Source organism: Streptomyces sp. Je 1-332, from assembly GCF_040730185.1.
Classification (GTDB): Bacteria; Actinomycetota; Actinomycetes; order Streptomycetales; family Streptomycetaceae; genus Streptomyces.
This window is the reverse complement of sequence record NZ_CP160402.1, coordinates 7,704,986-7,731,727: the sequence shown is the minus strand read 5'-3', so window position 1 is coordinate 7,731,727 and position 26,742 is coordinate 7,704,986. Positions and strand designations below refer to the sequence as shown.

At 69.5% G+C, this 26,742-nt stretch carries 21 protein-coding genes; 6 read left to right on the top strand and 15 right to left on the bottom strand.

The genetic code is table 11. The features are described from left to right. Window positions 1-185: 185 nt before the first annotated feature. Window positions 186-2,411 carry an MMPL family transporter gene (locus tag ABXJ52_RS34785; RefSeq protein ID WP_367047776.1) on the top strand — a complete coding sequence of 742 codons (2,226 nt, stop codon included), beginning with the start codon at window positions 186-188 and terminating at the stop codon, window positions 2,409-2,411. A 60-nt stretch (window positions 2,412-2,471) separates the two neighbouring features. Here ABXJ52_RS34785 and ABXJ52_RS34780 read toward each other — a convergent pair whose 3' ends face one another. From ABXJ52_RS34780 to ABXJ52_RS34755, 6 genes are all read right to left on the bottom strand, one after another. Further along, window positions 2,472-4,685 carry a discoidin domain-containing protein gene (locus ABXJ52_RS34780; RefSeq protein ID WP_367047774.1) on the bottom strand — a complete coding sequence of 738 codons (2,214 nt, stop codon included), beginning with the start codon at window positions 4,683-4,685 and terminating at the stop codon, window positions 2,472-2,474. A gap of 63 nt (window positions 4,686-4,748) precedes the next feature. Further along, a complete protein-coding gene (locus ABXJ52_RS34775) occupies window positions 4,749-6,356 on the bottom strand; it encodes a glycoside hydrolase family 13 protein (RefSeq protein WP_367047772.1) in 1,608 nt (535 codons plus the stop codon). Between the two features lie 79 nt (window positions 6,357-6,435). Further along, the gene (locus ABXJ52_RS34770) at window positions 6,436-7,311 is read right to left on the bottom strand and encodes a carbohydrate ABC transporter permease (protein ID WP_367047771.1); all 876 of its coding nucleotides are present in this window, start codon (window positions 7,309-7,311) and stop codon (window positions 6,436-6,438) included. An 18-nt stretch (window positions 7,312-7,329) separates the two neighbouring features. Further along, window positions 7,330-8,289, bottom strand: coding sequence for a sugar ABC transporter permease (locus tag ABXJ52_RS34765; protein ID WP_367047769.1), 960 nt, complete (start codon window positions 8,287-8,289; stop codon window positions 7,330-7,332). Continuing rightward, window positions 8,289-9,698 carry an extracellular solute-binding protein gene (locus ABXJ52_RS34760; protein ID WP_367047767.1) on the bottom strand — a complete coding sequence of 470 codons (1,410 nt, stop codon included), beginning with the start codon at window positions 9,696-9,698 and terminating at the stop codon, window positions 8,289-8,291. The genes ABXJ52_RS34765 and ABXJ52_RS34760 overlap by 1 nt, the downstream gene beginning before the upstream one ends. A gap of 215 nt (window positions 9,699-9,913) precedes the next feature. Continuing rightward, entirely contained in the window at window positions 9,914-10,924 is a 1,011-nt protein-coding gene (locus ABXJ52_RS34755) for a LacI family DNA-binding transcriptional regulator (protein WP_367047765.1), read from the bottom strand. Window positions 10,925-11,149: 225 nt separating this feature from the next. Here ABXJ52_RS34755 and ABXJ52_RS34750 point away from each other — a divergent pair, with 225 nt between their 5' ends. Beyond that, entirely contained in the window at window positions 11,150-11,497 is a 348-nt protein-coding gene (locus tag ABXJ52_RS34750; protein WP_367047763.1) for a hypothetical protein, read from the top strand. A gap of 40 nt (window positions 11,498-11,537) precedes the next feature. Here the strand turns inward: ABXJ52_RS34750 and ABXJ52_RS34745 are convergent, their stop codons facing one another. The 3 genes from ABXJ52_RS34745 to ABXJ52_RS34735 all read right to left on the bottom strand — a co-directional run bounded on the left by ABXJ52_RS34745 (window position 11,538) and on the right by ABXJ52_RS34735 (window position 14,415). Further along, window positions 11,538-12,323 (bottom strand): SAM-dependent methyltransferase, encoded by a 786-nt coding sequence (locus ABXJ52_RS34745; protein WP_367047762.1) that lies wholly within the window; start codon window positions 12,321-12,323, stop codon window positions 11,538-11,540. Between the two features lie 186 nt (window positions 12,324-12,509). Next, a complete protein-coding gene (locus tag ABXJ52_RS34740) occupies window positions 12,510-13,412 on the bottom strand; it encodes a serine hydrolase (RefSeq protein WP_367049466.1) in 903 nt (300 codons plus the stop codon). Window positions 13,413-13,503: 91 nt separating this feature from the next. After that, window positions 13,504-14,415 carry a LysR family transcriptional regulator gene (locus ABXJ52_RS34735; RefSeq protein ID WP_367047760.1) on the bottom strand — a complete coding sequence of 304 codons (912 nt, stop codon included), beginning with the start codon at window positions 14,413-14,415 and terminating at the stop codon, window positions 13,504-13,506. 188 nt (window positions 14,416-14,603) lie between these two features. On the opposite strand from ABXJ52_RS34735, the gene bla reads away from it, so the two are divergent. Continuing rightward, window positions 14,604-15,548 (top strand): class A beta-lactamase, encoded by a 945-nt coding sequence (bla, locus tag ABXJ52_RS34730; RefSeq protein ID WP_367047758.1) that lies wholly within the window; start codon window positions 14,604-14,606, stop codon window positions 15,546-15,548. A 219-nt stretch (window positions 15,549-15,767) separates the two neighbouring features. Here the strand turns inward: bla and ABXJ52_RS34725 are convergent, their stop codons facing one another. Continuing rightward, window positions 15,768-16,457, bottom strand: coding sequence for a ribonuclease H (locus tag ABXJ52_RS34725; protein ID WP_367047757.1), 690 nt, complete (start codon window positions 16,455-16,457; stop codon window positions 15,768-15,770). 146 nt (window positions 16,458-16,603) lie between these two features. Continuing rightward, complete coding sequence (locus tag ABXJ52_RS34720) at window positions 16,604-17,191, bottom strand: TetR family transcriptional regulator (RefSeq protein ID WP_367049465.1); 588 nt, start codon at window positions 17,189-17,191, stop codon at window positions 16,604-16,606. Window positions 17,192-17,296: 105 nt separating this feature from the next. On the opposite strand from ABXJ52_RS34720, the gene ABXJ52_RS34715 reads away from it, so the two are divergent. Then, complete coding sequence (locus ABXJ52_RS34715) at window positions 17,297-18,235, top strand: oxidoreductase (protein WP_367047755.1); 939 nt, start codon at window positions 17,297-17,299, stop codon at window positions 18,233-18,235. A 26-nt stretch (window positions 18,236-18,261) separates the two neighbouring features. Here the strand turns inward: ABXJ52_RS34715 and ABXJ52_RS34710 are convergent, their stop codons facing one another. From ABXJ52_RS34710 to ABXJ52_RS34700, 3 genes are all read right to left on the bottom strand, one after another. Further along, complete coding sequence (locus tag ABXJ52_RS34710; RefSeq protein ID WP_367047754.1) at window positions 18,262-19,221, bottom strand: GNAT family N-acetyltransferase; 960 nt, start codon at window positions 19,219-19,221, stop codon at window positions 18,262-18,264. 92 nt (window positions 19,222-19,313) lie between these two features. Continuing rightward, on the bottom strand, window positions 19,314-19,835 hold the full coding sequence (locus ABXJ52_RS34705) for an N-acetyltransferase (RefSeq protein ID WP_367047752.1): 522 nt from the start codon (window positions 19,833-19,835) through the stop codon (window positions 19,314-19,316). A 284-nt stretch (window positions 19,836-20,119) separates the two neighbouring features. Next, window positions 20,120-20,419, bottom strand: coding sequence for a DUF6506 family protein (locus ABXJ52_RS34700; RefSeq protein WP_367047750.1), 300 nt, complete (start codon window positions 20,417-20,419; stop codon window positions 20,120-20,122). A 222-nt stretch (window positions 20,420-20,641) separates the two neighbouring features. On the opposite strand from ABXJ52_RS34700, the gene ABXJ52_RS34695 reads away from it, so the two are divergent. Beyond that, window positions 20,642-21,082 carry an STAS domain-containing protein gene (locus ABXJ52_RS34695; RefSeq protein ID WP_367047748.1) on the top strand — a complete coding sequence of 147 codons (441 nt, stop codon included), beginning with the start codon at window positions 20,642-20,644 and terminating at the stop codon, window positions 21,080-21,082. On the opposite strand, the gene ABXJ52_RS34690 is transcribed toward ABXJ52_RS34695, so the two are convergent. Continuing rightward, complete coding sequence (locus ABXJ52_RS34690) at window positions 21,083-23,215, bottom strand: hypothetical protein (protein ID WP_367047746.1); 2,133 nt, start codon at window positions 23,213-23,215, stop codon at window positions 21,083-21,085. It abuts the gene before it with no gap. A 386-nt stretch (window positions 23,216-23,601) separates the two neighbouring features. On the opposite strand from ABXJ52_RS34690, the gene ABXJ52_RS34685 reads away from it, so the two are divergent. Next, window positions 23,602-26,721: a discoidin domain-containing protein gene (locus ABXJ52_RS34685; protein ID WP_367047744.1), complete on the top strand. Its 3,120-nt coding sequence runs from the start codon at window positions 23,602-23,604 to the stop codon at window positions 26,719-26,721. The last annotated feature ends 21 nt before the right edge of the window (window positions 26,722-26,742 follow it).

Below are 26,742 nucleotides of genomic sequence, written 5' to 3'. Positions count from 1 at the left end.
CCTTGTGGGCGACCGTAGTTGAGGGGCGTGAAGAAAATCTAACACTGCCAAATTTCTTGTCCTCTCACTAACGTCGGTCGCGGCGACGAAGAGTGCGACACCGCACCTGTTCCGGCCGTTTCGCGTCCCCTCCTTCAGGCCGCATCGCGCCGCTTTCGCCGCATGGACACCAAAGGAGAGCGGACGTGTTTGAACGCATAGCCGAACTGGCGATCCGCCGGGCCCGGCTCATACTCGTCGTGGCCGTCGTCGCCCTGGCCCTCATGGGTGCCTTGGGCGCCGGCGCCTTCGGCAAGCTGCTGGGAGGCGGCTACGACGACCCGAGTTCGCAGTCCACCCGGGCCGGGGAGGTCATCGACGAGAAGTTCGACGGAGAGACGAACCTCGTCCTGCTGGTCCGCACCTCCGAAGGCCGCGTCGACGCACCGGAAGCCCGACAGAACGGCAAGGCCCTGGTCGCCGACCTCAAGAAGGAGAAGAACCTCGGGAACGTGATCTCGTACTGGGACACGGCAAGCCCCGACCTGCGCTCCAAGGACGCACGTGAAGCCATGGTGCTCGCCCATGTGAAGGGCGACGACCTGGAGCGGGACGAGAACGCCAAGGGCGTCATCGACGCCTACGCCGGCCCGTACAAGGGCGCGCTCACCATCCAGGCGGGCGGTGGCGCGGCCGTGACCAGTGAGATGGGCACACAGTCCGGCGAAGATCTCCTCCTGGCCGAAGCCATCGCCGTGCCGCTCACCCTCGTCCTGCTCCTGCTCGTCTTCGGCAGTCTGGTTGCGGCCCTGCTGCCGCTGATCATCGGTCTCATCGCCATCGCGGGCACGTTCGCGGAGCTCTTCGTCCTCGGCAGCGTCACCGACGTGTCCATCTTCGCCATCAACCTGACCACCGCCCTGGGGCTGGGCCTCGGGATCGACTACGCCCTGCTCATGGTCAGCCGCTTCCGCGAGCAACTCGCGGCAGGGGCATGCGTGGAGGACGCCGTCCGCCGCACGGTCAGCACCGCGGGCCGCACGGTCGCGTTCTCCGCCGCGACCGTGGCTGCCGCGCTCGGGGCCCTGCTGGTGTTCCCGCAGTACTTCCTGCGCTCGTTCGGCTACGCCGGGGTCGGTGTCGTCGCCATCGCCGCCATCAGCACCCTGTTCGTCATGCCTGCCCTCTTCGTCGTCCTGGGCCACCGGGTCAACAGCGGACGTCTGCCGTGGGCGAGGCGTGGGCGGCCCACCGGCCGCGCGCCCCTGTGGGGACGCCTCGCCGGCACCGTCATGCGGCGCCCCGCGCTCACCGCACTGCCCGTGCTCGCGGTGCTTCTCCTCGCGGCGAGCCCGCTCCTTGGCATCACCTTCGGCACACCGGACGAACGCGTGCTGCCCGAGGACGCACAGAGCCGCCAGGTCTCGTCCGTACTGCGGGAGAAGTTCAACGGCAACGACGACGCGGCACTCCACGTCGTCATCGACGACCCCCTGAGCAAGGCCCCCCTGCAGACGTACGCCACTGACCTGTCCGGCCTCAAGGGCGTGGCCCGCGTCGAGACCAGCCAGGGCACCTACACCGACGGACGGTCCGAGGCGGCCATACCCGGCAACAAGGCCCTGGGCCGGCCCGACGCGCAGCAGATCACCGTCGTGAGCACCTTGCCTCCGAAGTCGGACGCGGCCCAGGGCCTGGTGGCGGAAGTGCGGGCGATCGACGCGCCCGCCGGATCACAGCCCCTGGTGGGCGGAGTCGACGCCGAACTGGTCGACTCCAAAGACTCCATCGGCAGTAGGCTTCCCCTCGCCGTGGCCCTGGTCGCCCTCACCACCTTCCTCCTGCTCTTCCTGTTCACCGGCAGCATCGTGCAGCCACTGCGGGCGCTCCTCCTCAACATGATCAGCCTGGGCGCCACTCTCGGCGTGATGACGTGGATCTTCCAGGACGGCAACCTCTCCTCGCTGCTGGGCTTCACGGCGCAACCCATGGAGGTGTCCATGACGGTGCTGATGTTCTGCATCGCCTTCGGCCTCTCGATGGACTACGAAGTGTTCGTCACCAGCCGTATCAAGGAGCTCCACGACCTGGGCGAGGACAACGAGTCCGCCGTGACCAACGGCCTGGGACACACCGGACGCATCGTGACCGCGGCGGCCTGCCTGCTCGCGGTGAGCTTCTTCGCCTTCGGCACGGCCAAGCTGAGCTTCATGCAGATGTTCGGTCTGGGCAGCGGTCTCGCCATTCTCATCGACGCCGTCGCCGTCCGCGGCATCCTCGTACCCGCCGCGATGCGTCTGCTGGGCCGCTCGGCCTGGTACGCGCCCGGCTACCTGCGCAGGTTCCACGCACGGTTCGGCCTCAGCGAGTCGGGCCCCGCGCCCGCCGCCGCAGCGGAGCTCGCGACCGAGTCGCCCTATGTGAAGAACTAGAGCAGAGGGATGCCCCGCTCGCCCCCGGCCGTGGCCGGGGGCGAGCGGGGCATCCGTCGTTCAGGACAGGTACGCCTCCACCTCGCTGAACTGCGCCGCGGGCCAGCCCGTGTTGGCCGTGACGCGCAGCCGCAGGTGGCGGACGTCGGGAGCGGACGCGGGCAGCGTGACGGTCACTTTGTTGCCGCTCGCCGGGTCGAAGCGGTAGTCCTTCGACTCGGCCAGCGTGCTGAAGGTGGCGCCGTCGGTGCTGCCCTGGACGGACAGGGTCTGCGTCCTTGCCGCCCAGGCAGCGGGCGGCGGCAGCTTCAGGACGAGCCTGCGCACCGCTTCGGCCTTGCCGAGGTCGACGGTGATCGACTGCGGGAAGGCGTGGTTCGCGGACTCCCAGTACGTGGCCGCGTCACCGTCGACCGCCTTGCCGGGCGTGTAGACGTCGACGGAGCCGGTCGCGGTGGCCGGACGGTTCTTGGCGAGGTTGCGGTCCGGGTCGGGGTCGGGGTTGCCGCCGCCGGGCTGCGGCCAGGTCGAGCAGTCGTCCCAGGTGCTGTCCCAGCCGGTGTTGCCGCCACCGTCGGTGAGGGTGAAGGTGCCGGAGCCCGTCGGGTAGGGGCAGTTGTAGACACCGGCCGCGCCCACCCCGGTGGCCTTGACGTTGGACATCTTCACCGCGCCGGGCGTCTCGGCCTGGACGACGACCGTGCCCACCTTGTCGATGGTCGAGCGGTCGATGCTGACGTTCTTCACGGCCTTGCCGGTCCCGCCGCCCGACACGAATTCGTACGCGCTCCAGGGGCTGTCGGTGATCGTCGTGTCGGTGATGTTCACCGTGGCCTCGATGGCGCTGTCGTACGCGTCGACGCGCAACGCGCCCATGGGATGCTGCCAGTTGGGGTTCATGGCCCCGGTGCGTACGAGGGTGTTGCCGGAGACGGTGATGGTGCCGGCCAGCGGGAAGAACGGGTCCAGGAACTTCTGGTTGGAGATGGCGATACCGCTGCCGAGCGCGTTGGTGTCGAGGATGAGGTTGTCCTTGACGGTGATGTTCCGGCCGCCGTAGATGGCGATGCCGTTGGCGAGGTTGGGCTGCGAGATGGTGTTGCCCTCGAAGGTCGAGTCGCTGTTGGTGGTGTTGAGGGACCACATGGCGAGCGCGTCGTCGCCGGTGTTGCGCAGGAAGTTGTCGCGTACGGTGACGCCCTTGGCCGTGCCGTTGAGGTTGAGGCCGTCGGCGGTCATGTCGAGGATGCGGTTCTTCTCCACGACCAGGTTGTCGTTGTTGCCCGTCAGCCAGAGGCCGACCTTGAGGTGCTGCAGCCACATGCCCGAGACGGCGGAGTTCGGGCCGAGCGATCCGTTGACGAAGTTGTCCGGGCTGCTGTCGACCCGCTCGGTGACCTCGCCGATCACCGCGAAGTCGTGCAGGCCCACCTTGCCGGTGGGCGCGCTCGACTGGTCGACGAAGCGTGAACTGCGCACGACCGAATGCCAGTTGCCTGCCCCGCGGATCGTGACGTTGTCGACGTTGTTGAGCGACTGGGTGAGCTTGTACTCGCCCGGCGGAATCCAGACCGTGCCGCCCTTGGCCGCCGCGATGGTCTCGCGGAAGGCCTGCGTCGAGTCACCCTGACCGGTGGGGTCGGCGCCCTTGTCGGTGACCGAGAGCGCGCCGGAGGGCTTGGAGGTGGCCGCCGCGACCTGCTCGAAGTCGGCGACGTCGACGGTGACCTGGGTGCCGGTGGCCTCCAGTTTCACCTTGTCGCCGGACTGCAGGTTCTGGCCGAGCTGCAGCCGTGCGTTGTCGAAGAGGTGGTGGGTCTTGGAGCCCGCGATCCAGGAGGTGTCGACGTAGCTGTACTTCGACGTGACGGCGAGCGTCTTGGAGATCTTCTGGCCGTTGACGTACACGGCCATCGTGCCCGACTGACCGTCGGGCACGTTGTAGGCGACGTTGAGTGCGTTGGCCGCCTTGGGGAGGGTGAACTCCACGCTCTGGCCCGCCGCGAGCCGCACCGCCTGGCGGCCCGACGCCTCGGAGGCGACCGTGCCCTGGGTGTAGTCGGGGTCGATCTTGGTGCCGTTCGTGGTCGCGCTCTCCGCCTCGACGGAGGTGAAGGGCAGGGTGGCGCCCGCTGCCGTCTCGGCGGCCTGCGCGCCGGTGGCGGTGAAGCCGGTAACGAGGGTGCCGACGAGGCCCGCGGTGGCCACGGCGGCGTACCACTTGCGCGTGGCACTCGTTCTCGTCCTTGTAGTGCTCCTGTCATGTCTGGTCATGGAGTGGTGCACCTTCCTTGTGAGTGGGGAGGTCAGTGCTCGGTCTCGGGGAGGGGCGCGCTGTCAGATGCGCAGCCAGACCGCCGTGTCCCGCGGCAGACGGCGCTCCTCGTCCAGAGGGCCGCTCGCCAGCAGGAGGCGGGTGTGGGCGGGGAGTTCACAGGGCTCGGGGGCGAGGTTGACGACGCAGGCAAGGCCCGGTTCGCGTACGAAGGCCAGCACGCCGTCGGCGGCCGGCAGCCAGGTCAACGGCCCGTCGCCGAAGCCCGGTTCGACGCGGCGCAGGCGCAGGGCCGCGCGGTAGAGCGTGAGCATGGAGCGGGGGTCCGCCGCCTGGAGGTCGGCGGCGTACGAGGGCCAGCCCTCGGGCTGGGGCAGCCAGGGGCCGGCCATCGACCCGAAGCCCGCGTGCGGTTCGGCGGCCGTCCAGGGCAGGGGAACCCGGCAGCCGTCGCGGCCGGGGTCGGTGCCGCCGGAGCGGAAGTGCATGGGGTCCTGGATGTGCTCCCGGGGGATGTCGGCCTCGGGGAGGCCCAGTTCGTCGCCCTGGTAGATGTAGACGGCGCCGGGCAGGGCGAGGGCCAGGAGGGCCGCGGCGCGGGCGCGGCGGGTGCCGAGCGCCAGGTCGGTGGGGGTGCCGAACACCTTGGTGGCGAAGTCGAAGCCCGTGTCGTCGCGGCCGTAACGCGTGACCGTGCGGGTCACGTCGTGGTTGCACAGCACCCAGGTCGCGGGAGCTCCCACGGGTGCGTGTTCGGCGAGGGTCGCCTCGATGGACGTACGCAGCTTTCCCGGCTCCCAAGGGCAGGACAGGAAGGCGAAGTTGAAGGCGGTGTGCATCTCGTCGGGGCGCAGATAGCGGGCGAAGCGTTCGGCGTCGGGGAGCCAGACCTCTCCGACGAAGACGCCGTCGTACTCGTCGGCGACGGCACGCCAGGAGCGGTAGATGTCGTGCAGCTCGTCGCGGTCGATGAAGGGGTGCGGGTCGACTCCCTCGGTGAAGTCGGGCAGGGCCGGGTCCTTGGCGGGCAGGGCCGCCGAGTCGATCCGTACGCCTGCCACTCCCCTGTCGAACCAGAACCGCAGGACGTCCTCGTGCTCCTGGCGGACCGCCGGGTGGGCCCAGTTGAGGTCGGGCTGCTCGGGGGCGAAGAGGTGGAGGTACCACTCGCCGTCGTCGACGCGGGTCCAGGTGGATGCGGCGGCGGAGAACTGGGACGGCCAGTCGTTGGGCGGCAGTTCGCCGTGTGCGCCGCGGCCGGGGCGGAAGTGGAAGAGTTCGCGTTCGGGAGCGCCGGGGCCTGCGGCCAGGGCCGCCTTGAACCACACGTGCTGGTCGGAGACGTGGTTGGGGACGATGTCGACGATGGTGCGGATACCGAGCGCGCGGGCCTCGGCGATCAGTTTCTCGGCCTCGGCGACGGTGCCGAAGGCCGGGTCGATGACGCGGTAGTCGGCGACGTCGTAGCCGCCGTCGACCATGGGCGAGAGGTACCAGGGGCTGAACCACAGTGCGTCGACGCCGAGTTCGGCGAGGTAGGGCAGCTTGGCGCGGACGCCGGCGAGGTCGCCGGTGCCGTCGCCGTCACCGTCCGCGAAGCTGCGTACGTACACCTGGTAGATGACGGCCGAGCGCCACCAGGAGGCATCGGTCGGGGAGGTGACTGCCACGTGAGTTCCTTTCGGGCAGGTGGGACCCCGTCGCCGGGGCTCGGTGCGGTGGCGGGGTGCGTGGGGCGGGGCCTGGGGGTCAGCCCTTGAGGCTGCCGGCGGTCAGGCCGCTCATGATGTTGCGCTGGAAGATCAGAAAGATGATCAGGGTCGGCAGCGAGGCGATGGCGAGGGCGGCGAGGAGCCAGTTCTCGGAGACGCTGGCGGCCAGGGAGTAGATGCCGACGTTGACGGTCTGCTTGGCGGGGTCGGGCAGCGTGAGCATCGGCCAGAGGAAGTCCTTCCAGACCGCGACCACCGCGAAGATCGACACGACGCCGAGGATCGGCCGGGACAGCGGCAGGACCACCGAGCGCAGGGTGCGCATGGACGAGGCGCCGTCGATGGCCGCGGCGTCCAGGAGCTCGCGCGGTATGGAGTCGAAGAACCGCTTGAGCAGGAAGATGTTGAAGGCGTTGGTCACCGAGGGAAGCCAGATCGCCCAGGGAGAGTTGATGAGGTTGCGCTCCACGACCGGCACGTCGAGGACGGTCAGGTACTGCGGAACGACCAGGACGGTGGCCGGGATCATCAGGGTGAGGAGCATTGCGCCGAGGATGGCCTTGCCGAAGACGGGCCGCAGCTTGGAGAGCGAGTAGGCGGCGGCCACGTCGAAGACGAGCTGGAAGGCGAGCGCCCCGAACGCGTAGTACAGGGTGTTGAACAGGAGCCTGGCCAGGTCCATCACGCCCCAGGCGTCCGCGTAGTTCTGCGGATGCACGGAGTCGGGGATCAGGCTGGGCGGTGTCTGGGCGAATTCCTGCGGGGACTTGAGGCCGCTGGTGACCATCCAGTACAGCGGACCGATGAAGACCAGAGTGAAGAGGACCGTCACTACGGTGAACGCGGTCCAGTAGAGGAACTTGCCGCGTGGGCGGGCCAGTTGGGCGGGGGAGATCAGGGTGCGTGTGCTCATGTCCGTCGTCTCCCCCGGCTAGTCTTCGCTGCCGGCGCGGCTCAGTCGTGCGTACGCCGCCGAGAATCCGGCGAGCAGTACGAGCAGGACCAGGCCGAGCGCCGCCGCGCTGCCGTAGTTGTTGAAGGTGAACGCGTACTGGTAGATGAGGTGGACGACGGTCAGGGTCGCGCCCTCGGGGCCCGCGCCGCCGGTGAGCAGGAACGGCTCCACGAACACCTGCATGGTGGCGATGATCTGCAGGAGCAGCATGAGCGAGAGGATCAGCCGGGTCTGCGGGATGGTGACGTGCCAGATGCGACGGAAGATGCCCGCGCCGTCCAGCTCGGCCGCCTCGTACAGCTCTCCGGGGATCGACTGCAGCGCGGCCAGGTAGATCAGTGTCGCGCCGCCCATGTTCATCCAGGTGGCGGCGACGACCACGGAGAGCATCGCGGTGTCGGTGTCCTGCAGCCAGGCCTGCCCGGGTAGGCCCACGGATTCCAGGATCCGGTTGAACAGGCCGTATCCGGGGTCGTAGAAGTACTTGAAGAGCAGGACCGATGCCACCGGCGGCAGCATCACCGGGAGGTAGACGAGCAGTCTCAAGTAGCCGCGTCCGTGCCGGAATTCGTTGAGGATCAGGGCGATGGCGAAGGGCACGGCGAAACCGAGGATCAGCGCGAGTCCGGTGAACAGGAGGGTGTTGCGCCAGGCCTGCCAGAACGCCGGGTCGTTGAAGATGTAGGTGAGGTTGGACCAGCCCGCCCAGATCGTCTCGCCGTTCTCGGTCTTCTGGAAGGCCAGGATGAACTCCCTGACCATCGGGTACCAGGAGAAGATCGAGAAGCACAGGAGTGCGCCGATCAGGAAGGCGTGGGCGGTGAGGTTGCGCTTCAACGCCCGTCGGAACGCGCCGTGTTCGGGTCCGGAGGCCCGGCCGCCGGACGGCGGTGCGGGCCTGCGGGCCTCGTTCTTGTGGAGGGTGGGGGCGGACATCACTGGTTGGCCAGGACCTGGTTGACCTGTTGCTCGGCGGTCTTGAGGAGCTTGTCCGCGTCGGCGTCCTTGTTGGTGAGGACGGCCGACATCAGGGTGTCGAGGACCTTGTAGACCTCTTGGGCCTTGGGCGGCTCTGCCTTGCCCGTGACGGGCTTGTCGGTGAACGCCTGGAAGTTCTCGACGGGCATGGTCGCACTGTCCTCGCGCGCCTTGTCGTCCTTGGTCTTGCTGCCGCCGGTCCAGAAGTTCGGCTGCGGCAGGCCGACGGGCAGACCGTCGGCCTTGGTGCGGGCCCAGTCGAACTGGCCCTTGCCGACACTGAGGAACTTGAAGTTGATCCAGGCGACCGCGGCCTTGATCTGGTCGGGCGAGCTGCCCTTCTTGATCATGTAGTCGTTGCCGCCGAAGAGGGTGGCCTTCTGGCCGGGTATCGGCCCCATCCCGAAGTCGTCGTACTTAGCGCCGAGGTTCTGCACCATGTACGTGATGTCGTCGGGCGCGGCGAGGAACATGCCGAGCTTGTCGGCGGCCATCTGCTTCTGCAGGTCGCCCCACTTCAACAGCTGGGTCTTGCCCATGCTGTTGTCGTCCCAGCGCATCGCCTTGAGGTTGTCGACGATTTGCTTGCCGGTGTCGTTGTTAAAGGCGGCCTTGGTGCCGTCCTTGCTCACGATGTCGCCGCCGAGGCCGTAGGTGGTGGCGGTGAAGTGCCAGCCGCCGTTGTTGCCGGCGCTGTACTCGCCGAAGCCCGAGACGCCGTCGCCCAGGGCGGCGATCTTCTTGGCGGCCGTGCGGACCTCGGCCCAGGTCTGGGGCGGCGAGTTCGGATCGAGCCCGGCCTTCTCGAAGAGCTTCCGGTTGATCAGCAGGCCCATGGTGTAGTTGCTGAAGGGCAGGCCGTAGAGCTTGTCGCCCTTCTTCATGACGCCCAGGACATTCGGGTCCATGTCCTTCAGCGCCGGTACGGACTTGTCGTTGACGTACGCGCTGATGTCCTGGGCGCCGTCGTTGTCCAGGACCTGCTGGAGATCGGTGAAGTAGGTGTAGAAGACGTCCGGTTGGGACTTCGCCTTCAGCATCGCCGTGAAGCGGGGAGGCTCCAGGCAGGGGTCGGTCTGCTTCCCCTCGAGCGTGACGTTCGGGTACTTCTTGTTGAACGTCTTGACGTCCTCCTTCCACTGCTTGAGCTCCGCCTTCTCGGCGGCCGGCGGCATGCAGTCGATGGTGAGCGTCACCTTGGTCTTCGGGTCCAGCGGGGCGGCGGCATTGGCCGTGTCGGCACCGTTGTCCCCGTCGGATTCGCCGCCGCTGCTGCTGGTGCCGCAGGCGGCCAGGGCGGTGAGGGCGAGCGCGGAGGCGACGGCCATCGTGGCCGTACGGCGGTGGGTGCGGGTCGAGCTGCTCATCGGTGGACCCCTTTGGACAGTGCCGCCTGCCCCTACGGGCAGGGACGACATGGCAGGAGCAGGGAAGAGCCCACAGCTGCGCGGACTGTGTGGCGGCGCTTACTCAAGCACCGTCGACAGAGCTGCGCAATATCTCGCGTTATGATTGCAATAAATCGACAGTACGAGGGCAGTGGCGACCTGCGGCTCGGCCGCCACCTGTGGCTGGGCCCGCACTACTCCAGCGACGGCTGCCCCGTCGAGCCGCGCACCACCAGCTCCGGTTCGAAGAGCAGCTCCTCGGTGGGCACCGCGCTCCCCGCGATCTGGAGCGCGAGCAACTCGACCGTGGCGCGCCCCATGGCCTCGATCGGCTGACGCACCGTGGTCAGCGGAGGTTCGGTGCAGGTCATGAACGCCGAGTCGTCATAGCCGACGACCGAGACGTCCTGCGGGACACCGAGGCCCCGGCGGCGCGCGGCGCGCACCGCGCCGAGCGCGAGCGGGTCGCTCGCGCAGACGATGCCCGTGACCCCCGCGTCGAGGAGTCGTGCGGCGGCGGCCTGACCCCCTTCGATCGAGAACATCCCCCGCGAGACATGCTCTTCCGGGAGCTCGGCGCCGGCCTGCTCGGCGATCGCGCGGGCCGCGGCGAGTTTGCGCTGCGACGGCATATGGTCGGCGGGCCCGAGCACCAGACCGATGCGGCGGTGGCCGAGCGTGGACAGGTGCCGCCAGGCCTGCTCGACCGCGACCGCGTCATCGCAGGACACCGCGGGAAAACCGAGCCGCTCGATGGCCGCGTTGATGAGGACCACCGGGATCTTGCGCGCCGCGAGCAGCTTGTAGTGCTCGTGCGGGGCGTCCGCCTGCGCGTAGAGACCACCGGCGAACACGACACCGGACACCTGCTGTTGCAGCAGCAACTCGACGTAGTCCGCCTCGGAGACGCCTCCCTTGGTCTGGGTGCACAGCACGGGAGTCAGGCCCTGCTGGGCGAGCGCCCCTCCGATCACTTCCGCGAAGGCCGGGAAGATGGGGTTCTGCAACTCGGGCAGCACGAGCCCCACGAGCCGTGCCCGCTCACCTCGCAGTTGAGTGGGCCGCTCGTACCCCAGCACGTCCAGGGCCGAGAGCACGGACTGCCGGGTGGCGTCGGAGACCCCCGGCTTGTTGTTGAGCACCCGGCTGACCGTGGCCTCGCTGACCCCGACCTTCCGCGCCACCTGAGCAAGTCGTCGCGTCATGCACGCAAGAATAGTGCAAGTCTTGCGCGCTGTTTGCGTGCTTGCTGAATCCGTTCCGGATCGCCCGGGCGGAGCCCTGGCCGGGACCGAACGGGTGAGGGCGGATCGTTTCGCCGGCGGCATTTTCCGGATTCCGGTAGCACTGGCTGGTCAGGGCGGGAATGCGGGATGCGTTCACGTCCCATTCGCCGTTCCGAGCAAAGTTCCGAGCAAAGGAAGCGACCCATGCGTCTTCGTCACTCACTCACCGCCGCGGCCGGCGCCGCCGCACTGATCCTGACCCTGCCCGGCTCCGCCCACGCCGCCGCGGGCGACTTCCACTACACGTACGTCGACAGCACGGGTGAGGAACAGCAGGCCACGCTGCACGACCCGCACAGCGGCGAGTGCGTCATGCTCCCCGAGGCGGCTCAGGAGTACCACCAGCCGCCCGCGCACTCGCCCCGGAACCGCACCGACTCCTTCGCCATCCTCTTCACGAACGCGGACTGCTCCGGCGACACCTTCACGCTGCGCTCCCACACCGGTGGCGCGAGCGAGCGGTTGAAGCTGCGGTCGGTGCTGTTCTCCTGAGCCTGTTCCTGAGCCCTCAGCTGAGCCTGTTCCTGATCCCTCAGGGGACGCGGGCGACAGCGACGTAGAAGCCGCTCAACTCGGCCTTCGGTGCCGGTGATTCCTTGTACCAGTGCGTCGCCGTCACCAGGCCGGGCTCGACCAGCTCCAGTCCCTCGAAGAAGCGCTCGACCTCTGCGCGGCGCCGCATCCTCAGGGGCACCTGCCCCTTCTTGTAGGTGTCGGTGACGGAGTCCGCGAGTTCGGGGTGTTCGTCGGTGGTGCCGTGGGACAGCACCAGATAGCTCCCGGACGGCAGCGCGTTCACCAGGGTGCGCGTGAGGCCGTACGGGTCCTCCTCGTCGGTGATGAAGTGCATCAGGGCGATGAGCGAGAGCGCGATGGGCTGCTTGAAGTCCAGGAGTTCGCGAGCGTGGTCGAGGATCGCTTCGGGGCGGCGCACGTCCGCCTGGACGTAGTCCGTGGCCCCTTCCGGACTGCTGACCAGCAGGGCCTCGGCGTGCCGCAGCACGATCGGGTCGTTGTCGGCGTACACGACCCGGGAGTCGGGGGCGATCGCCTGGACGATCTGGTGGAGGTTCGGCGCGGTCGGGATGCCGGTGCCGATGTCGAGGAACTGTCTGACACCGTTGTCAGCGAGCCAGGCCGCGGCGCGTTGCATGAACGCCCTGTTGCGCGCCGCGTTCGCGCGCGCCTCGGGCGGCAGCTTCTCGCCCATCTCCTGATCGACCAGGTAGTTGTCCTTGCCGCCCAGAAGCCAGTCGTAGACACGCGCCGGGTGCGGCTTGCTGGTGTCGATGTGGACGTTGGCGTCGTCTGCAGTCATCCATGGCTCCACTACGTGTCCGGCCGGTTTCGCTGTGCGGTGGGCGCCGTGCCCCCGACCCGGCCGGCGAGGATTCTCCGACCCTACAGGCCGGGGATCTTCCGCCCCTACCGGCTATGCGGTCAACTCTTGTGGCTGGTGAGGGAGTTCCTCGCCGCAGCGGTCGAAGCTGCCGGGCGCCCCTGGCTACAGCTGCCGGAGGTGGTCGCGCAGGCTGCGTGCGACCTGCGCCATGAGGGCGTCGGCGCCGGGCTGCGCGCCGGCCGGCACGAGGGACTCGGTCAGGGCGGCGACCGCGAAGGTCTGGCCGTCGGAGTGCTCCACGACGCCGATCTCGTGCCGCAGGTTGAGGAGACTGCCGGTCTTGGAGGACCAGGTGCTCGCGTCGGAGCTGAAATCCGGGGTGAGCCGGTGCCGCAGCACGTTGTGGGCCATGAGGTCGCGCAGCCGCTGGGCCACATCCGGGTGGATCTTCGACGGCGTCCACAGGGCTTGCAGCAGATCGACGAAGGTGCGGGCGCTGCCCGTGTTGGCCCGGGTGGTGTCGAGCTGCGGCACGCGGTGACCACGGCCGCTGGTACCCGCGTCGATGGCCAGAGCGTGGGCGAGGTGGACCTGGTCGGCGTCGAAGCGTTCCACGGGAGTGTCGGACAGCTCGTCCACGCTGTGCCGTACGGCGATGCCCCGGATGTCGAACTCGTGCAGCATGGCGCTGACTTGAGCGGGCGGTGTGAGCTCGAACAGCGCGTCGGCGGCCATTCCGTCGCTCAGACAGGTGCTGAGGTAGAGCAGGTCGTCGATCGCGATCCGGGCGGGGTGACGGAATCGGCTCAGCCCGGTGGGGCCGGGCGTGGTGACCCGCCCCGGCCGCACGTCGAGCACCGTCGCTCCGTCGAGCTCACCCCGCCGGATCCGCTCGAGCGTGGCGAGCGCGAGCGGGACCTTGACCAAGGAGGCGGACGGCAGGTGGGTGTCCGCCTCGATCCCCAGCTCGTCTCCTGTGTGCAGGTCCCGCACGAGCAGGCAGCCGTGAAGGCCCCCGTCGCGCAACTGCCCGCGCAGATCGCGCAGGAGGGCCTCGGTGCTCACGCCGCCGCGCCGGTAACCGTTCATGCCAACCCCCATACCGGCGTGTGTGCCGACCCCATGCCGACGTTCGTGCCGGAGTTCGTGCCGCCGCTCAATGCCCCGCTCCTTGCGCCGTCCCGGCCCGGACGGCTTCGTCGCCCACCCCCAGGCAGCGGGCGATGGCGTCGCCGAGGCGCGCTTCGATGTGCTGCGGATTGCCGTCCGCCGCGGCGGCCAGGGCGAACCCCCGGCCGAGGGTGACCTCACCGATGGGCCGCCAGGTCAGGGCGAGTTCCTCGGCCTGCGCGAGGGAACACAGCAACAGGTCGCCCGAGCACAGTACTTCGGCTGCGGCGCTCGTCAGGTCGGCCGCGGCGACGAGCTGCGCGGGCCGCAGGCCCAGCGCGTCGCGCAGCCGGGTCAGGGGATCGCGGATGTGCGGCACGTCGTCCTCCGGCTGGATCCAGACGCGGCGGGCCGGACCGGTGGCCGCGCGGCCGACCCGGAGGGTCTCGAGGAAGACGCGCCGCACGCCGGGGTCACCGACACCGGCGAGCCCCAGCGGCACGGACCATGTCGCCTCGTCCGCGGGTACCGCGAGCAGCGCGGCGCGCACCTGCTGGGCGTGGAGGAGCTCCCTGCGCCGGGTCGGCGCCGCCACCCGCAGGTCGAGTGTGACTCCGTCGCCGCGTGCCTCGGCGACGAGACGGGCGAGGCCGGCCGTCGAGCAGATGCCGGGCACCGCGAGCCGCCAGGGCTTGCGTTTGACCGCTTCCGCCTCGTCGAGGAGCACGTCCGCCGCCTGCACGAGCTGCCTGGCTGTCGGCAGCATGTCCCGCCCGAAGGGCGTCAGAACCGCGCGGCGCGAGGTGCGCTCGAACAGCGGCTCACCGAAGCGTTCCTCGAGCGCGGCGACGCGACGGCTGGCCACCGACTGGGACATCCGCGCCGCGGCCGCCCCGTCGGTGAAGCTGCCGTACTCGCTCACGCTGACGAACGCGCGACACGCTCCCACCAGATCCACGCCCCGGATCCTATGCCAGATCAGCATGGAACCACGCAGGAGCGTATTGGACCGCATACGCACGGCGGGGCGAGGGTGGCTCTGGCACGCACGACCACGTAAAGCAACGGAACCGTGCCGCCCCGTCCGCCATACGCCCGGTCTCTAGCTATGCGCCCAGTCTCTGCGGCGCCCCGGAGGTTTTGCCCATGCAGCTCACCCGCGTCCGTCGCGCCGCTCTCGGCGCGGTCGCCACGCTCTGCCTCGTACCGCTCGTGGCCTGCGCCGATGACGAGCCATCGGCTTCGTCGTCGCCGTCAACGGCGAGCACGACGTCCGCAGGAACCACGAAGCCCGCGGGGGCGAAGAAGCCGTTCGCCCCCGGTCTCAAGGCACTTGAGCGCAAGTTCGACGCGCGGCTCGGCCTCTACGCCATCGATACCGGCACCGGACGCGAGGTCGCCTACAACGCCGGTGAGCGCTTCGCCTACAACTCCACGTTCAAGGCGCTCGCCGCCGGAGCCGTGCTGCGCAAGTACTCCCTGAGCGGCCTCGACCGGAGGATCACGTACTCCAAGGACGATCTGGTCGCCAACTCGCCCGTGACCGAGAAGCACGTCGACACCGGGATGACCCTGGGCGAACTGTGCGACGCCGCCGTCCGCTACAGCGACAACGCCGCCGCCAACCTGCTCTTCGACCAGCTCGGCGGGCCCAAGGGCCTGGACGGCGTCCTGGAGAAGATGGGCGATGACGTCACGCAAATGGACCGCATCGAGCCCGAGTTGAGCACATGGGTTCCCGGCGAGAAGCGCGACACGTCCACGCCCCGGGCGCTGGCCAAGGACCTGCGTGCGTTCGTCCTCGGGGACGCTCTCCGCAAGGGCGAGCGCGCCCAGCTCACCAAGTGGCTGAAGAGCAACACCACCGGGGACCACACCATCCGGGCCGGTGTGCCCAAGAACTGGGTGGTGGGCGACAAGACGGGAACCGGCAGCTACTACGGCGCCCGCAACGACATCGCCGTGGTCTGGCCCCCCGACAGCGCCCCCATCGTCATGGCGATCCTGTCGAACCGAGGCAAGAAGGACGCCGAACCCTCCGACAAGCTCATCGCGGAAGCGACCTCGGTGGCCGTCGACTCGCTGTCGTAGCAGGAGTCGCGCCAAGGGGCGAGCGGCCAGGACCAGCCTGGCCGCGCCAGGACCAGCGAGGACCCAGTAACGACCAGCCTCGACAAGGAGCCCCAGGATGACGGATACCGCACCGCTCACCGGCCCTGGCCGCCTACCCGACGGCCCCTCCTAGCGTCCTCGTCCCGCCGGCCCCGCCCGCCGCCGCGCCCCTGCACGTGAGCGCGCATGGCCCAGGCCTCAGGCGTCCCGGCACTCCACGTGACCCCAGCCGTGCGCGTTCTTCGCGATCTTCTCTCCCGCGGCGTAGGGCTTCTGGCAGTGGCAGCGGCCGGGGAACTTGGCCTTGATGACGCCGCCCGAACTCCCCTTGCCCGACCGGGAGGTGGCGCTCTTGCGCGGCCGGGCGGCGGCAGGTGAGGCGGTCATGCGCTCGGGCCGGGGCTCCGGGATCGTGAGGGCGCCGTGTGCGGTTCCGGCGGACTGCTGCGTCGTCGCGGCGTCGCTGGCCGCGACGTCGGCGATCGCGTTGAGGTGGTCACCGTCCGCCTGGTGGGCCGCGACGTGCCGGAAGGTCACGGCCCGGCCCTGGAGGAGTGCGTCGATGCGGACGACGAGGTCCTTGTTGGCCACCGGCTTCTTCGCCGCGGTCAGCCAGCCGTTGCGCTTCCAGGACGCGATCCACTTGGTAACCGCGTTCATCGCGTACTGACTGTCCATGCGGACCTCCAGCGGCACGGCCGGGTCCGTGGACTCCAACAGCTCGGCCAGGGCCGTCAGTTCGGCCACGTTGTTGGTCGTGTCACCGAGCGGCCCCGCCTCCCACCGCTGCGGGCGCTCGTCGGCATCGGCGACCACCCAGGCCCAGGCCGCAGGGCCGGGATTCTTCTTCGCGGCTCCGTCACAGGCGGCGATGATCAAGTCAGACATCCCTCGATGATGCCAGCCCGCGAGAGGCATGGAGGCCACCGCCCCTCCGGGACCGGCCCGCCGGCGCCCTCCCGCCGGGACCGGCCCGCCGGCACTGTCCCTCCGACACCGGCCCACCGAGATGGCCACCGACAGGGCCCCCGGGCCTACGCTTCCGACGCGTCCAGCGCGGGGGCGATGACGGCGAAGGCCCGGTCGGTCAGCGCGGCCGGATCCTCGACGCCGTCACTGTCGCTCCACCGTTGCAGCACGGCGTCGAAGGCGGACAGCGCCATCCCGGCGGCCAGCCGTGGGTACAGATCCACGCCCGCGTCGCGCCCCAGACGTCGCGCCACCTCCCCCGTCAGGTCGTCGCCCCACTGCGCCTGGTGCTCCAGGAAGCGGGCGCGCAGGGCCGGGGTGCGCAGAATCAGCCGCACCACGGGCAGCACCCGCTCGCAGTGGTCGCCACATGCGGCGAGGGGAACCCAGACCGCGTGCCGCAGCGCCACGGAGGGCCGCTCGTCGGCGGGTCGCGCCGCCAACTCCGCGTGGATACCGACTCCCATGTCGGCCAGGAACTGGACGACCACGTCCTCCTTGGAGGCGAAGTAACGGAAGAACGTCCGCCGGGAGACGCCCGCCGTGGTCACGATCTCGTCGATGGTGACCGCGTCGAACCCCTTTCGGGCAAGGAGCTGCAGCGCCGCTTCGGTCAACTCGTTCGAGACGAGCTGCCGTTTGCGCTCGGCCATGGTCACTTCGGGTCGCGGACTCACCTGCTCATGGTACACGCCATGCCTTTCATGACACTCAGGCGCCTCTTGACACTGAGTGCCACCGGCGACAACATGTGCCGCATGACGCAGCAACAGCGCTGGACAACCGAGCAGATCCCCGACCAGACCGAGCGGGTGTTCGTCGTCACCGGAGCCAACAGCGGCCTCGGTCTGGCGACCACCCGGGCACTCGCCCGGCAAGGCGGGCACGTGGTCCTAGCGGTCCGCGACGAAGAGAAGGGCCGGCGAGCGGTAGCGGAGATCACCGCGGGACAGCCGGACGCGAGCCTCGAAGTGCGCCGCCTCGACCTGGCCGACCTCGATTCGGTCCGCGGCTTCGCCGATCGGCTGCGCGCCGACCACCCGCGCCTCGACGTGCTCATCAACAACGCGGGCGTGATGGCGCCGCCTCGCACGCTCAGCAGGCAGGGCCACGAGCTGCAGTTCGCCTGCAACCACCTCGGCCACTTCGCGCTCACCGGCCTGTTGCTCGACCTGCTGGCCGCGGGGACCGATCCGCGCGTGGTGACGGTGAGTTCGATCAACCATCGGCAGGGGTGCATCCGCTTCGACGACCTGACGGGCGAGCGCGGCTACAAGCCCATGGGCTACTACAACCAGTCGAAGCTCGCCAACGCCGTCTTCGGCCGCGAACTCCACCTCCGCCTCGCCGAGTCACGCAGCCCGGTGCGCAGCGTGCTCGCCCACCCCGGCTATACCGCCACCCACCTCCAGACGGGCACTCCGATCGGCCTGTGGCGCGTGCTGCTCGGCCGCATCGGCAACCCGCTGTTCGCCCAGCGCCCGGCTGACGGCGCACTCCCCCAGCTGTACGCGGCGACCGAACCAGCAGTGGAGAGCGGTCAGTTCATCGGTCCCGGCGGTATGGCCGAGCTGCGCGGCGCGCCGACGCGGGTGCAACTGGCTCCCGTGGCGACGGACACGGAGACCGGGCGGCGGCTGTGGGATCTCTCGGAGCGGCTGACCGGCGTACGGTTCGCGTTTCCGGCGGCCGTGTAGCGGGGCGCCGGCTCAGGAGGCATCCGTCAGCGCGCGACGGGGCGGATCAGCTCCCAGGCCTGGAGAGCGAAGTCGAGGGTCATGCCGTGGCGCTCGTACAGGGCGAGAGCGCCGCTGCTGTTGCTGGTGTCCACGCCGAGGCCTATCCGCTCGCGGCCGAGCGCCGCGCAGTGGCCGAAGGCGTGGCGCAGGAGATAGCTGCCCAGACCCCGGCCCCGGACCTGGCGCAACACTCCGAGACTGCTGATCCACGCCATCGAGGTGCGGTCGTTGCGGGCGTGCAGCACCGCCGCGTCGCCGACGCCGTCGACGTGCGCGATCCACAGCAGGGACCAGTCGGCGCGCTCGGCGTCGATGTCGTCCAGCCACTGGTCGTACGTACGCGGGTGGAAGTCGAAGTGGTCGGCGAAGGTCTCCTGAAGCAGCGCGTGGGCGCGCCGCCGGTCCTCCTCGGCCAGACAGGGGCGCAGGCTCACGCCGGGCGGCTGCTCGGGCAGCCGGTCCGTGGCCGTGGACAGGGGGCGGACCATGGAGTTGTAGCGCCGGACCGTCGTCCAGCCGCGTCCGCGCAGCGCACGCGGGTCGATGGTGGGGGCGATGTTGAGGTGCAGGTGCACCACCGCCCGGTCCGCTCCGTTGGCGGCGGCCCGCTCCGCCGCACGCGCCTCCACCAGGTCGAACAGCTGGCGGGTGGCCTGGGGCCGACCGGGCAGCGCGTAGCACTCCGTGTCGATCTGCTCGCCGCCGGACTCGTCCCACAGCAGCCCGTACGCAATCAGCCGCCCGTCGTCGAACAGCAACCAGGAGTCGCGCTCCAGGTCGACCTCCGGATGCTTCAAGTAGCCCTGGATATCGGCGAGTTCGGTGTCCGTGCGACCGATCTCCAGCAGGTCGATCTCGTTGAGCAGCGCGCACACCGCCGTCGCGTCGTCGAGCGTCGCGGGGCGCACCGTAAGGCCGGACGGAAGGGTGGCGGGCGTGGTCATGCGCCCACTCTCCGGCGCCGGACGGTGGGTGCGCAACCGACTTTTCCGGGCCGTGCCGGGGCCGTGGCGGCCCCGGCACGGCGAGGTTTCGGCTAGATGCCGAAGGGCGCGGCGTAGCGCACCATGCCGCTGGGCAGCGGGTGACCCGCGTCGAGGGCGAGAGCCATCATGGCCTCGTCGGGAACCTCGATGCTGATGCCGATCCCGTACGCGGAGGCGCGGGTGAAGCCGAACCGGGGGTAGTACGCCGGGTGCCCGAGGACGGTGACGAAGCGCTCGCCCCGGTCCCTGGCCACGTCGAGCGCGGCCCGGATCGCCGCGGAACCGGCACCGGTCTTCTGGTACTCGGGGAGTACGGCGACGGGAGCCAGGCACAGGGCCGGGGTGTCCCCGATGCGGCAGCGGGTCAGCAGCGCGTGGCCGACGATCTTGCCGTCCTGGTCGGCGGTGACGACGGAAAGGCCGTCGATCCACGCGGGGTCGGCGCGCAGCGCGTCGACGAGGTCGGCCTCCGCCGGGGTGTCGAACGCGGCGACGACGACGGCACGGATGGCGGGGATGTCAGCGCTGGTCTCGGCGCGCGTGATCCAGGTGTGGCTCGGGGAATTGCTCATGGAATGGGAATTGGAATTGCTCATGATGGACGGAGATCCGTTTCATGGTGGGTTCGTGTGGGTGGTGCCCCGCGAGCTCACGCTCCCAGCGAGGGCGAATCCAGCTGAGGTCAGGCCGCGACCCGGGACGTGAGGGTGGTCCGGGCGCTGCGCATGGCAGTGGCCTTGAGCGCGGTCATCAGCCCCAACTCCCAACATCCTCGATACCGGATCACACGAACACCGAAGATCTTACCATCCGGCCGCTCCGGGCGGGGAAGGCCGAGCCCGCCCCGCCTCTGGGCTCAGGAGAAGATCGCGTGCACCTGGTCGACCGCTTCGGGCCCGTAACCGACGACGCCCACCGGGACCGCGCCGTCGATCGCCTCGATGATGCGCCCGGCCCACACGGGCCCGAAGCCTCCGCACAGCTCGATCATCTGCACACCTTCACCGACCAGACGGCGCGCGGCCTCGATGCCGTCCTCCGGCTTGGGCACCCCCACGAGCACCGTGCGGCACTGCCCCGTGTCGACGACGTTCACCTCACCACTCGCCTCGCTGCCTGCCGCGGTGTAGATGAAGCCCCAACTGGTGAGCGCCATGAGTAAATCCCCCTCAATCCCCGGTCACCCGGATCGGTCATCAATGTGGCGCCCGGCCTGACGGCCGAACCCCCTCGCAGTTCTATGCCACCACCCGTGGTTACCGACCGGTCAGGGGGCGTGGGCGGCGTCACTTGCCCGCCCCCGTGTCGGGATGGGAGGGGCGAGGCGTGGGGAGGGATGGACTGGGGACCCGGAACGGGGCGGCCACAGGGAGGCGCGATGCCGACGCAGACCCATCGCCTCATCATCCACGAGCTCGCACGGTGTGACGAGTGCGCTGTATTGCGGGTGAGCGGTGAACTCGACCAGAGCGGAGAGAAGTTCTTTCTGCGCACCCTCGGCGCCTCCGTCATGGCGGGTCATCGACATCTCGTGCTCGATGTGACGGCGCTGGTGTTCTGCGATTCCCGCGGGCTCAACTGCCTGCTCGGAGTGCGGTGGTTGCTGAGGCGCCGCGAGGGCCAGCTGCTGCTGGCGGGAGCCGGTCGGCATCTCGCCGAACTCCTGACGCTGACCGGCAGCACGGAGATCTTGCCCCGCTATCTCACGGTGGGCCAGGCCCTGCTTGCCCTGCCCCCCGCGCACCGCCCCACATGGCCGCCCGCGCCATCACCCCGCTCGGACGGTGCGGCGGCCGACACCCCGCCCCCTGGCCCCTGATCACCTGGCCTCGAACCAGAAGGCCTTGCCCTTCGAAGTGTTCTCGGACAGATCGACCGGCAGCCCTTCGACACGGAGTTGTTCGCCGGTGAACTCCCCCTTCGCGGCGCGGGCCTGCGTGCCGTCGTCGTCGATCGTGATGTCGGTGACGCCGTAGGTCGTACGGTCCTCCAGCCAGCGCACCTTGGCGTCGACACGGGTCTGCGCCGTGCCGGCCCCGGTCGCGATCAGCAGGGCCCGGCGGCGCCGGTCATCCGTCCACATCCATACGTACGGGCCTTCGCTGCTGTCCCACTCGGCGGTACCCCACCCCTGGCCCAGGTGGACGGGGAGGAACTGACCGCCCGTCAAGGCCGTGATTTCCGGCCTCCTCCGCCAGGCGTTGAACACGCCCATCAACTTCACCGCCGCATCGGGCCACTTGGCCTCGTCACCAGGGTCCTGGCCGAACTTGACCGCGCGTACAGCCATGTAGGAGTAGTAGTCCTCCATGCGGCCGGTCATCTTGCCGCCGTTCATGTACGTCGAGTTCATCGGCAGATGCCCGAACGCGGTGAGCGCGGTGCGCAGCGACAGGTCCTCTCCGGTGATGCCGCCGTTGGAGGTGTTCCAGCCGTTGTACGCGATGTGCAGCAGGCCGTTGTTGCGGTCGCCCTGGGTGGGCGCGATGTCGAGTTCGCTGGTGAGCTTGGGCAGATACTGCGGGTTCTCGGTCACCAGGTCGTCGAGCATGCTCCGAGTGAGAACCGCTTTGCGGTAGACGTTGTCGCCCGCGTGGGAGTACGCCGTCGTCCTCTCGTTCTGCCAGTACTCGGTCAGGTCGATCATGTGCTGGGTGACACCGTGATCGTTGAGCAGGGACTCGATCTGCCGCCTCTTGTAGGCGAGTTGGGCCGGGTCGGCGAGGTCGCGCCCCTGGAGGTGTCCGCCGCCGGAGAGGGAGAACCACAGGCCGAAGCCGAGGCTGTTGTCCCTGAGGGTCTTGGAGAGTGTGCCCAGGCTGGTGATGGCCTTCTTCATCGAGTCACTGGGCTCGATGGTGTCGCGGGTGGTGTTCCAGTAGTCGTCGAGCATCACCATGTCGAGGCCCGCCCGCTTGGTCTGCGGGATGACGACGTCGTAGTAGTAGCCGGGGGGCAGTTCCTGACCCGGGCCTCCCCGGTAGTCCCAGTCGTTCTGGTGGAACAGCGTGGTCGTGTGGTGGTACTTGAACCGCTTGCGGAAGTGCAGCTCGTCCGCCATCTTGCCGTCGACGACATCGCCCTTGAAGACGGTGAGATTCACCGCGAGGTACTCGAACTCCTCCTGCGGGAACAGCGTCAGGCGCAGCGATTCGGGGTGTGTGTCGACCGAGACGCTCGCCTGCTCGTGCCAGGCGTTGATCCCGGCGAACGGCGGCAGCATGTAGTCGGTCTCGTGATTGCCGTTGCCGCGCTGCGTCTTCCAGTTGAGCTCGGGGCTCACACTCCAGCCGTCCCCCGAGTCGTACACGGTGAGAGCTTTCTTCGGCCAGGACTTGCCGACGGGTTCTGTGCTCAGCGATCCGCGGGTGCTGAACCACTTCATGTTCGGGACGTAGTGGAGCGTGTGCGGCTCGTCGGGAAGGCGCAGATCGAGAATCGTGGAGCGGGTCAGGGTGAGTTCGCGGGCCGCGTCCTCGTTACGGACGAGGGTGTAGTACCGCAGACCCGCTTCACCGTCGTAGATCTCGAAGACCAGGGTGACGGCGAACCGGCGGGGCGTGGCTCTGCGCAGCGGGATGCGGATGCGTTCGCCGACCCGCCAGGACTTCTCCTTCGTGCGAACGGTGATGAGTTCCCTGCTCGCCGCCCCCAGGGTCCACCCTCCGTCGTCCGCGCGGACGGTGTCACCGTCGTCGAGTTCATGGGCGAAGAGCAGAGAGGGCCCGCTCAAGTAGTCGCGTGCGGCAGGCTTGTTGCGGAGCCTGCTGAGCTGGATGCCGCCTCGCTCGTAGGTGACGGTGGCCTTGAGGGAGTCGTTCTCGAAGGTCCAGTGTCTGGCCCTTCGCGCGATGCTGTCCGAGACCGTGGCTGCGGTTCCGGTCCCGGTACCCGCGCCCACCAAGGCGGCCGAGGCCGCGCCAAGGAAGAGACGACGGCTCAGTGGGGACATTGCGGCACCATCCTTCGTCGTTGAATTCGCCCGACTCACCGATCTGACATCGTTGTCAGAGCGCACGGGCACCTCGTTCCACGCCCCGCACGGAACCCCTCGGAACGGCGCGCCCCTAAGGCCCGCGCGGACGGACACTCAGCCACTCCAACTCGCCGCCGCTCCCGACGACGTAGGACAGCAAGCGCTTTCCGAACTCGCGCCACCTAAGCATCGCGCGGGCGCACCGGTCAACAGGGCGGGAACGATCCGACCACCGGATCCTCAAGGGCCCCGTAACGCGATCGGGAAGTGACCCGTGATGCAGCAGAACCCTTGACGTGCCGACGACACCCCCGAAGAATGACCCCACTCTGACAACGTTGTCTAAGGGAAGGTCGCGCACAATGCCGCAACACGCCTGGGGCCCCACCCGACGTCAGGCTCTGCAGCTCCTAGGGGTTTCCGGTGCCGTGGCGGCCTTCCCGCTCACACTCGGCACGGGGTCCGCGACGGCTGCCGAGGCGGGCCCCCTGGAGCAGGACGCCGTCGCGGACACGTACTACCGCGTCCTGCTGTCCCACACGCGCTGGTCCGAGACCCAGTGGGACGCGGCCCAAGGCCACTACACGAACAAGGACTTCGGCTTCGCCGTCGTGCTCGGCAACGCGGTACTGCTCACCCGTGGCCCCTACGACGCCGAGCGCGCGGGAGTCTCCAGGGAGACGCTGCGCAGCCGCACACTCGCCACACTGAAGCACTTCGCCGCATCGAACCGGCTGACGGGTGGCACCGAGTGGGGCCGGAAGCTGTTCTTCGACACCACCTTCCAGTCGTACTTCGTCCTGGCGGCGCGCCTGCTCTGGGACGATCTCGACGAGGCGACCCGGCGGAACGTCGACACCATCGTCCGTGAACAGGCCCAGTACACCGTGGAGTTGGGTACGGGCGACGACCCCGACTCCGGCGACTGGTCACCCCACGGGCTCACGGGCGGCTTCGAGGGCGACACCAAACTCGAGGAGATGGGCATCTACGCCCAGACGCTCGCGCCTGCCCTGGCCTGGGCGGGCGACGACGAGCGGCTCGATTCGTGGCGCGCCGCCTTCGGCCGGTGGAGCCGCAACGAGGCGGGGCTGCCCGCGGCCGACCTCGCCAACCCCGCCCGGGTGGACGGCGTCGCCGTCAGCGAGAACACCGCGCAGAACCTGTACGACACCTTCATCGTCGAGAATCATGGGTCGTTCGGCCCGCACTACCAGGAAGAACTCTGGCGTACGTCCGGCCGCAACTCCGCCCACTTCCTCACGGCGGGCCAGGACCTGCCGGAAGTGCTGACCGCCCAGCCCAACGCCGCTCCACTGTGGCGCACGCTGCTCGGCGTGATGAGCGACGCGGGCGAGCCCCTGATGCCGATGGTCGCGGACCGTGAACACCTCTACGGCCGCGACGTCATCCCCCTCGCCTTCCTCGCCCAGGTCGCCGGCGATCGTGCCGCGGCAGCCTGTGAAAGCGCCCTCGCCGAACGTCTGGAGGCGTACCAGCAGTATCCGCCGCAGTACCGCATCGCGAAGTTCTCGGGCGAGCCCAAGTACGAGCCGGAGGCACGCGCCGAACTGGCCATCAGCTACCTCCTGCACGAGTGGCGGGACCGCTCAGGACAGCCGCGCGTTCGCCCTCTCTCCCCGAGTGAGCTCTTCGAGCAGGCGAGCGGCGTCACCGATCACGGCGCGGGCCCCGGCCTCGTCTCCCACCAGTCCCCCGGCGCCTGGGCGGGCGCCGTCAGCAAGCCGGGGTTCGTGAAGTTCGCCTGGCAGCCGGCCCACGACGACTGGCTGTTCGCACTCAGCGGCCCGACACCCATGTTCCTGCCCGGCACCGGGGCGAAGGTCGTCAAACGGTCCGCCGTCACGTACACGCGGCCGCGGGACGGCTTCGACGGGAGCGCGAGCCTGCTGACGCTGGACCACGGGCATGCGGGCTTCACCACCCTGCCTTCGGGCGCGGTCGTCTACGCGACATCGGGCACGGCGGACGGCGAGGGCCACCTGGAGGTGCGCAACCTGTCCATGCCGGGCGTGCCGGGCCTGGACGGCAGCCGTACCTATCGAGCCGCCGATGCAAGCGCCACCGTCAAGGCGAAGACCGAGGGCCAGTCGTCCGCGGGGCCCCGCGTCGCCGAACTCAGCTTTCCGCGCGGGCAGTTCCGGCACCTGCGCATGCTGGGGGTGCGGCCCGACCCGTCGTACGGCTATTCGCTGTACGCGTTCGAGATACGCGACGGCGCCTCGGGGCAGGACCTGGCACGCGGCGACGGGGCTGCGGCGACGGCGTCCTCCTTCGAACCGGGCAAGGAGGCGGCTCTCGCGATCGACGGCGGGGGTTCGAGCCGCTGGGCGGTGTCGCGCGCGGACCGTTCACGGCCGGACAGCTGGATCGCCGTCGACCTCGGTTCCGCCCGGTCCGTGGACAGGGTGACCCTGCGCTGGGAGGCCGCGGCGGGCCGGGCCTACCGGCTCCAGGGGTCGGCCGACGGACAGGAGTGGACTGATCTGGTCGCCTGGCCACGGCCGGATCTCACCAGCCGCGGGCAGTGGCTGGACATCGACGGCCGTGCCGGTCTTGTCGTGCGTGGTGGCGCCCATCCGATCGCGGTGTACGGCGACACGGTCGTGCTGTCCGACGGACCGGCCGAAAGCCTGCTGATCGAAGGACTGCCCGGTGCGACGCCATCGGAACTGCGCGCGGCGGCCGCCCGCAAGACGCCTTCGGCGGACACCGCTGACGTCAAGGCCGCCCTCACCGAGCACTACCTGAGTCTGTTCAACCTCTCCGGCGACCCGGTGAGCGCGACGGTGACGATCCCGCGCACATCCGCTGGGGAGGTCCGACTCTACGAGGGCGTCCAGACCCTCACGGAGTCCGGCACGGCCCTGCGCGCCGAACTTCCCGCCGCATCGGCCGTGTTGGCGCCGACCCGCATCACTCTGTCCGCCGGCCGCCTTCCCGTGGGCCTGCGTGCCGAGGTCGTCGACGGCTGCACCGTGCGGCTGAGCGGTCCCGCCTGCCGGGTCACCGTCTCGGCGCAGGGCAGACGGGTCGGGGCCACGGTCCGCGCGGGTCGCACGACCACGGTCACCGTGCCTCGCGCCACGCCGTACCCCCTCTCCGACCTGGCGCTCGGCCGCATGACCTTCCCGACGTCGCCGCTGCCGCCCGGCATGTCGGACCCGCGGGCGGCGGTGGACGGTGATGAGGCGACCGCGTGGACCGCGGGTCAGGACGATCGCATGGTCGTCGACCTCGGCGCGGAACAGCGCGTCAGCGAGATCCGCACCCGGTGGCGCGGCGGCCACGCCCCCACCGCACAGGTGGAGTTCAGCGTGGACGGCCGCACGTACGACGGCGCCGCACGGCTGTCGACGCGCGGCACCCTGCGCGTCGACCGCACGGCACGCTATGTGGCGCTGCGTGTCACCGCCCGCTCCGGAGGTGCACTGACCGCGTTGACCGTTACCGCGCGCTGACCTCACGCGGAGGGGAGCGGC

Bases quoted from the DNA above. Each gene is read 5' to 3' on its own strand.
- ABXJ52_RS34690 (WP_367047746.1), bottom strand. From the start codon at position 23,215: ATGTCCCCACTGAGCCGTCGTCTCTTCCTTGGCGCGGCCTCGGCCGCC.
- ABXJ52_RS34695 (WP_367047748.1), top strand. From the start codon at position 20,642: ATGCCGACGCAGACCCATCGCCTCATCATCCACGAGCTCGCACGGTGT.
- ABXJ52_RS34725 (WP_367047757.1), bottom strand. From the start codon at position 16,457: ATGTCTGACTTGATCATCGCCGCCTGTGACGGAGCCGCGAAGAAGAAT.
- ABXJ52_RS34720 (WP_367049465.1), bottom strand. From the start codon at position 17,191: ATGGCCGAGCGCAAACGGCAGCTCGTCTCGAACGAGTTGACCGAAGCG.
- ABXJ52_RS34750 (WP_367047763.1), top strand. From the start codon at position 11,150: ATGCGTCTTCGTCACTCACTCACCGCCGCGGCCGGCGCCGCCGCACTG.
- ABXJ52_RS34760 (WP_367047767.1), bottom strand. From the start codon at position 9,698: ATGAGCAGCTCGACCCGCACCCACCGCCGTACGGCCACGATGGCCGTC.
- ABXJ52_RS34770 (WP_367047771.1), bottom strand. From the start codon at position 7,311: ATGAGCACACGCACCCTGATCTCCCCCGCCCAACTGGCCCGCCCACGC.
- ABXJ52_RS34685 (WP_367047744.1), top strand. From the start codon at position 23,602: ATGCCGCAACACGCCTGGGGCCCCACCCGACGTCAGGCTCTGCAGCTC.
- ABXJ52_RS34710 (WP_367047754.1), bottom strand. From the start codon at position 19,221: ATGACCACGCCCGCCACCCTTCCGTCCGGCCTTACGGTGCGCCCCGCG.
- ABXJ52_RS34715 (WP_367047755.1), top strand. From the start codon at position 17,297: ATGACGCAGCAACAGCGCTGGACAACCGAGCAGATCCCCGACCAGACC.
- ABXJ52_RS34700 (WP_367047750.1), bottom strand. From the start codon at position 20,419: ATGGCGCTCACCAGTTGGGGCTTCATCTACACCGCGGCAGGCAGCGAG.
- ABXJ52_RS34705 (WP_367047752.1), bottom strand. From the start codon at position 19,835: ATGAGCAATTCCCCGAGCCACACCTGGATCACGCGCGCCGAGACCAGC.
- ABXJ52_RS34765 (WP_367047769.1), bottom strand. From the start codon at position 8,289: ATGTCCGCCCCCACCCTCCACAAGAACGAGGCCCGCAGGCCCGCACCG.
- ABXJ52_RS34745 (WP_367047762.1), bottom strand. From the start codon at position 12,323: ATGACTGCAGACGACGCCAACGTCCACATCGACACCAGCAAGCCGCAC.
- ABXJ52_RS34780 (WP_367047774.1), bottom strand. From the start codon at position 4,685: ATGACCAGACATGACAGGAGCACTACAAGGACGAGAACGAGTGCCACG.
- ABXJ52_RS34755 (WP_367047765.1), bottom strand. From the start codon at position 10,924: ATGACGCGACGACTTGCTCAGGTGGCGCGGAAGGTCGGGGTCAGCGAG.
- bla (WP_367047758.1), top strand. From the start codon at position 14,604: ATGCAGCTCACCCGCGTCCGTCGCGCCGCTCTCGGCGCGGTCGCCACG.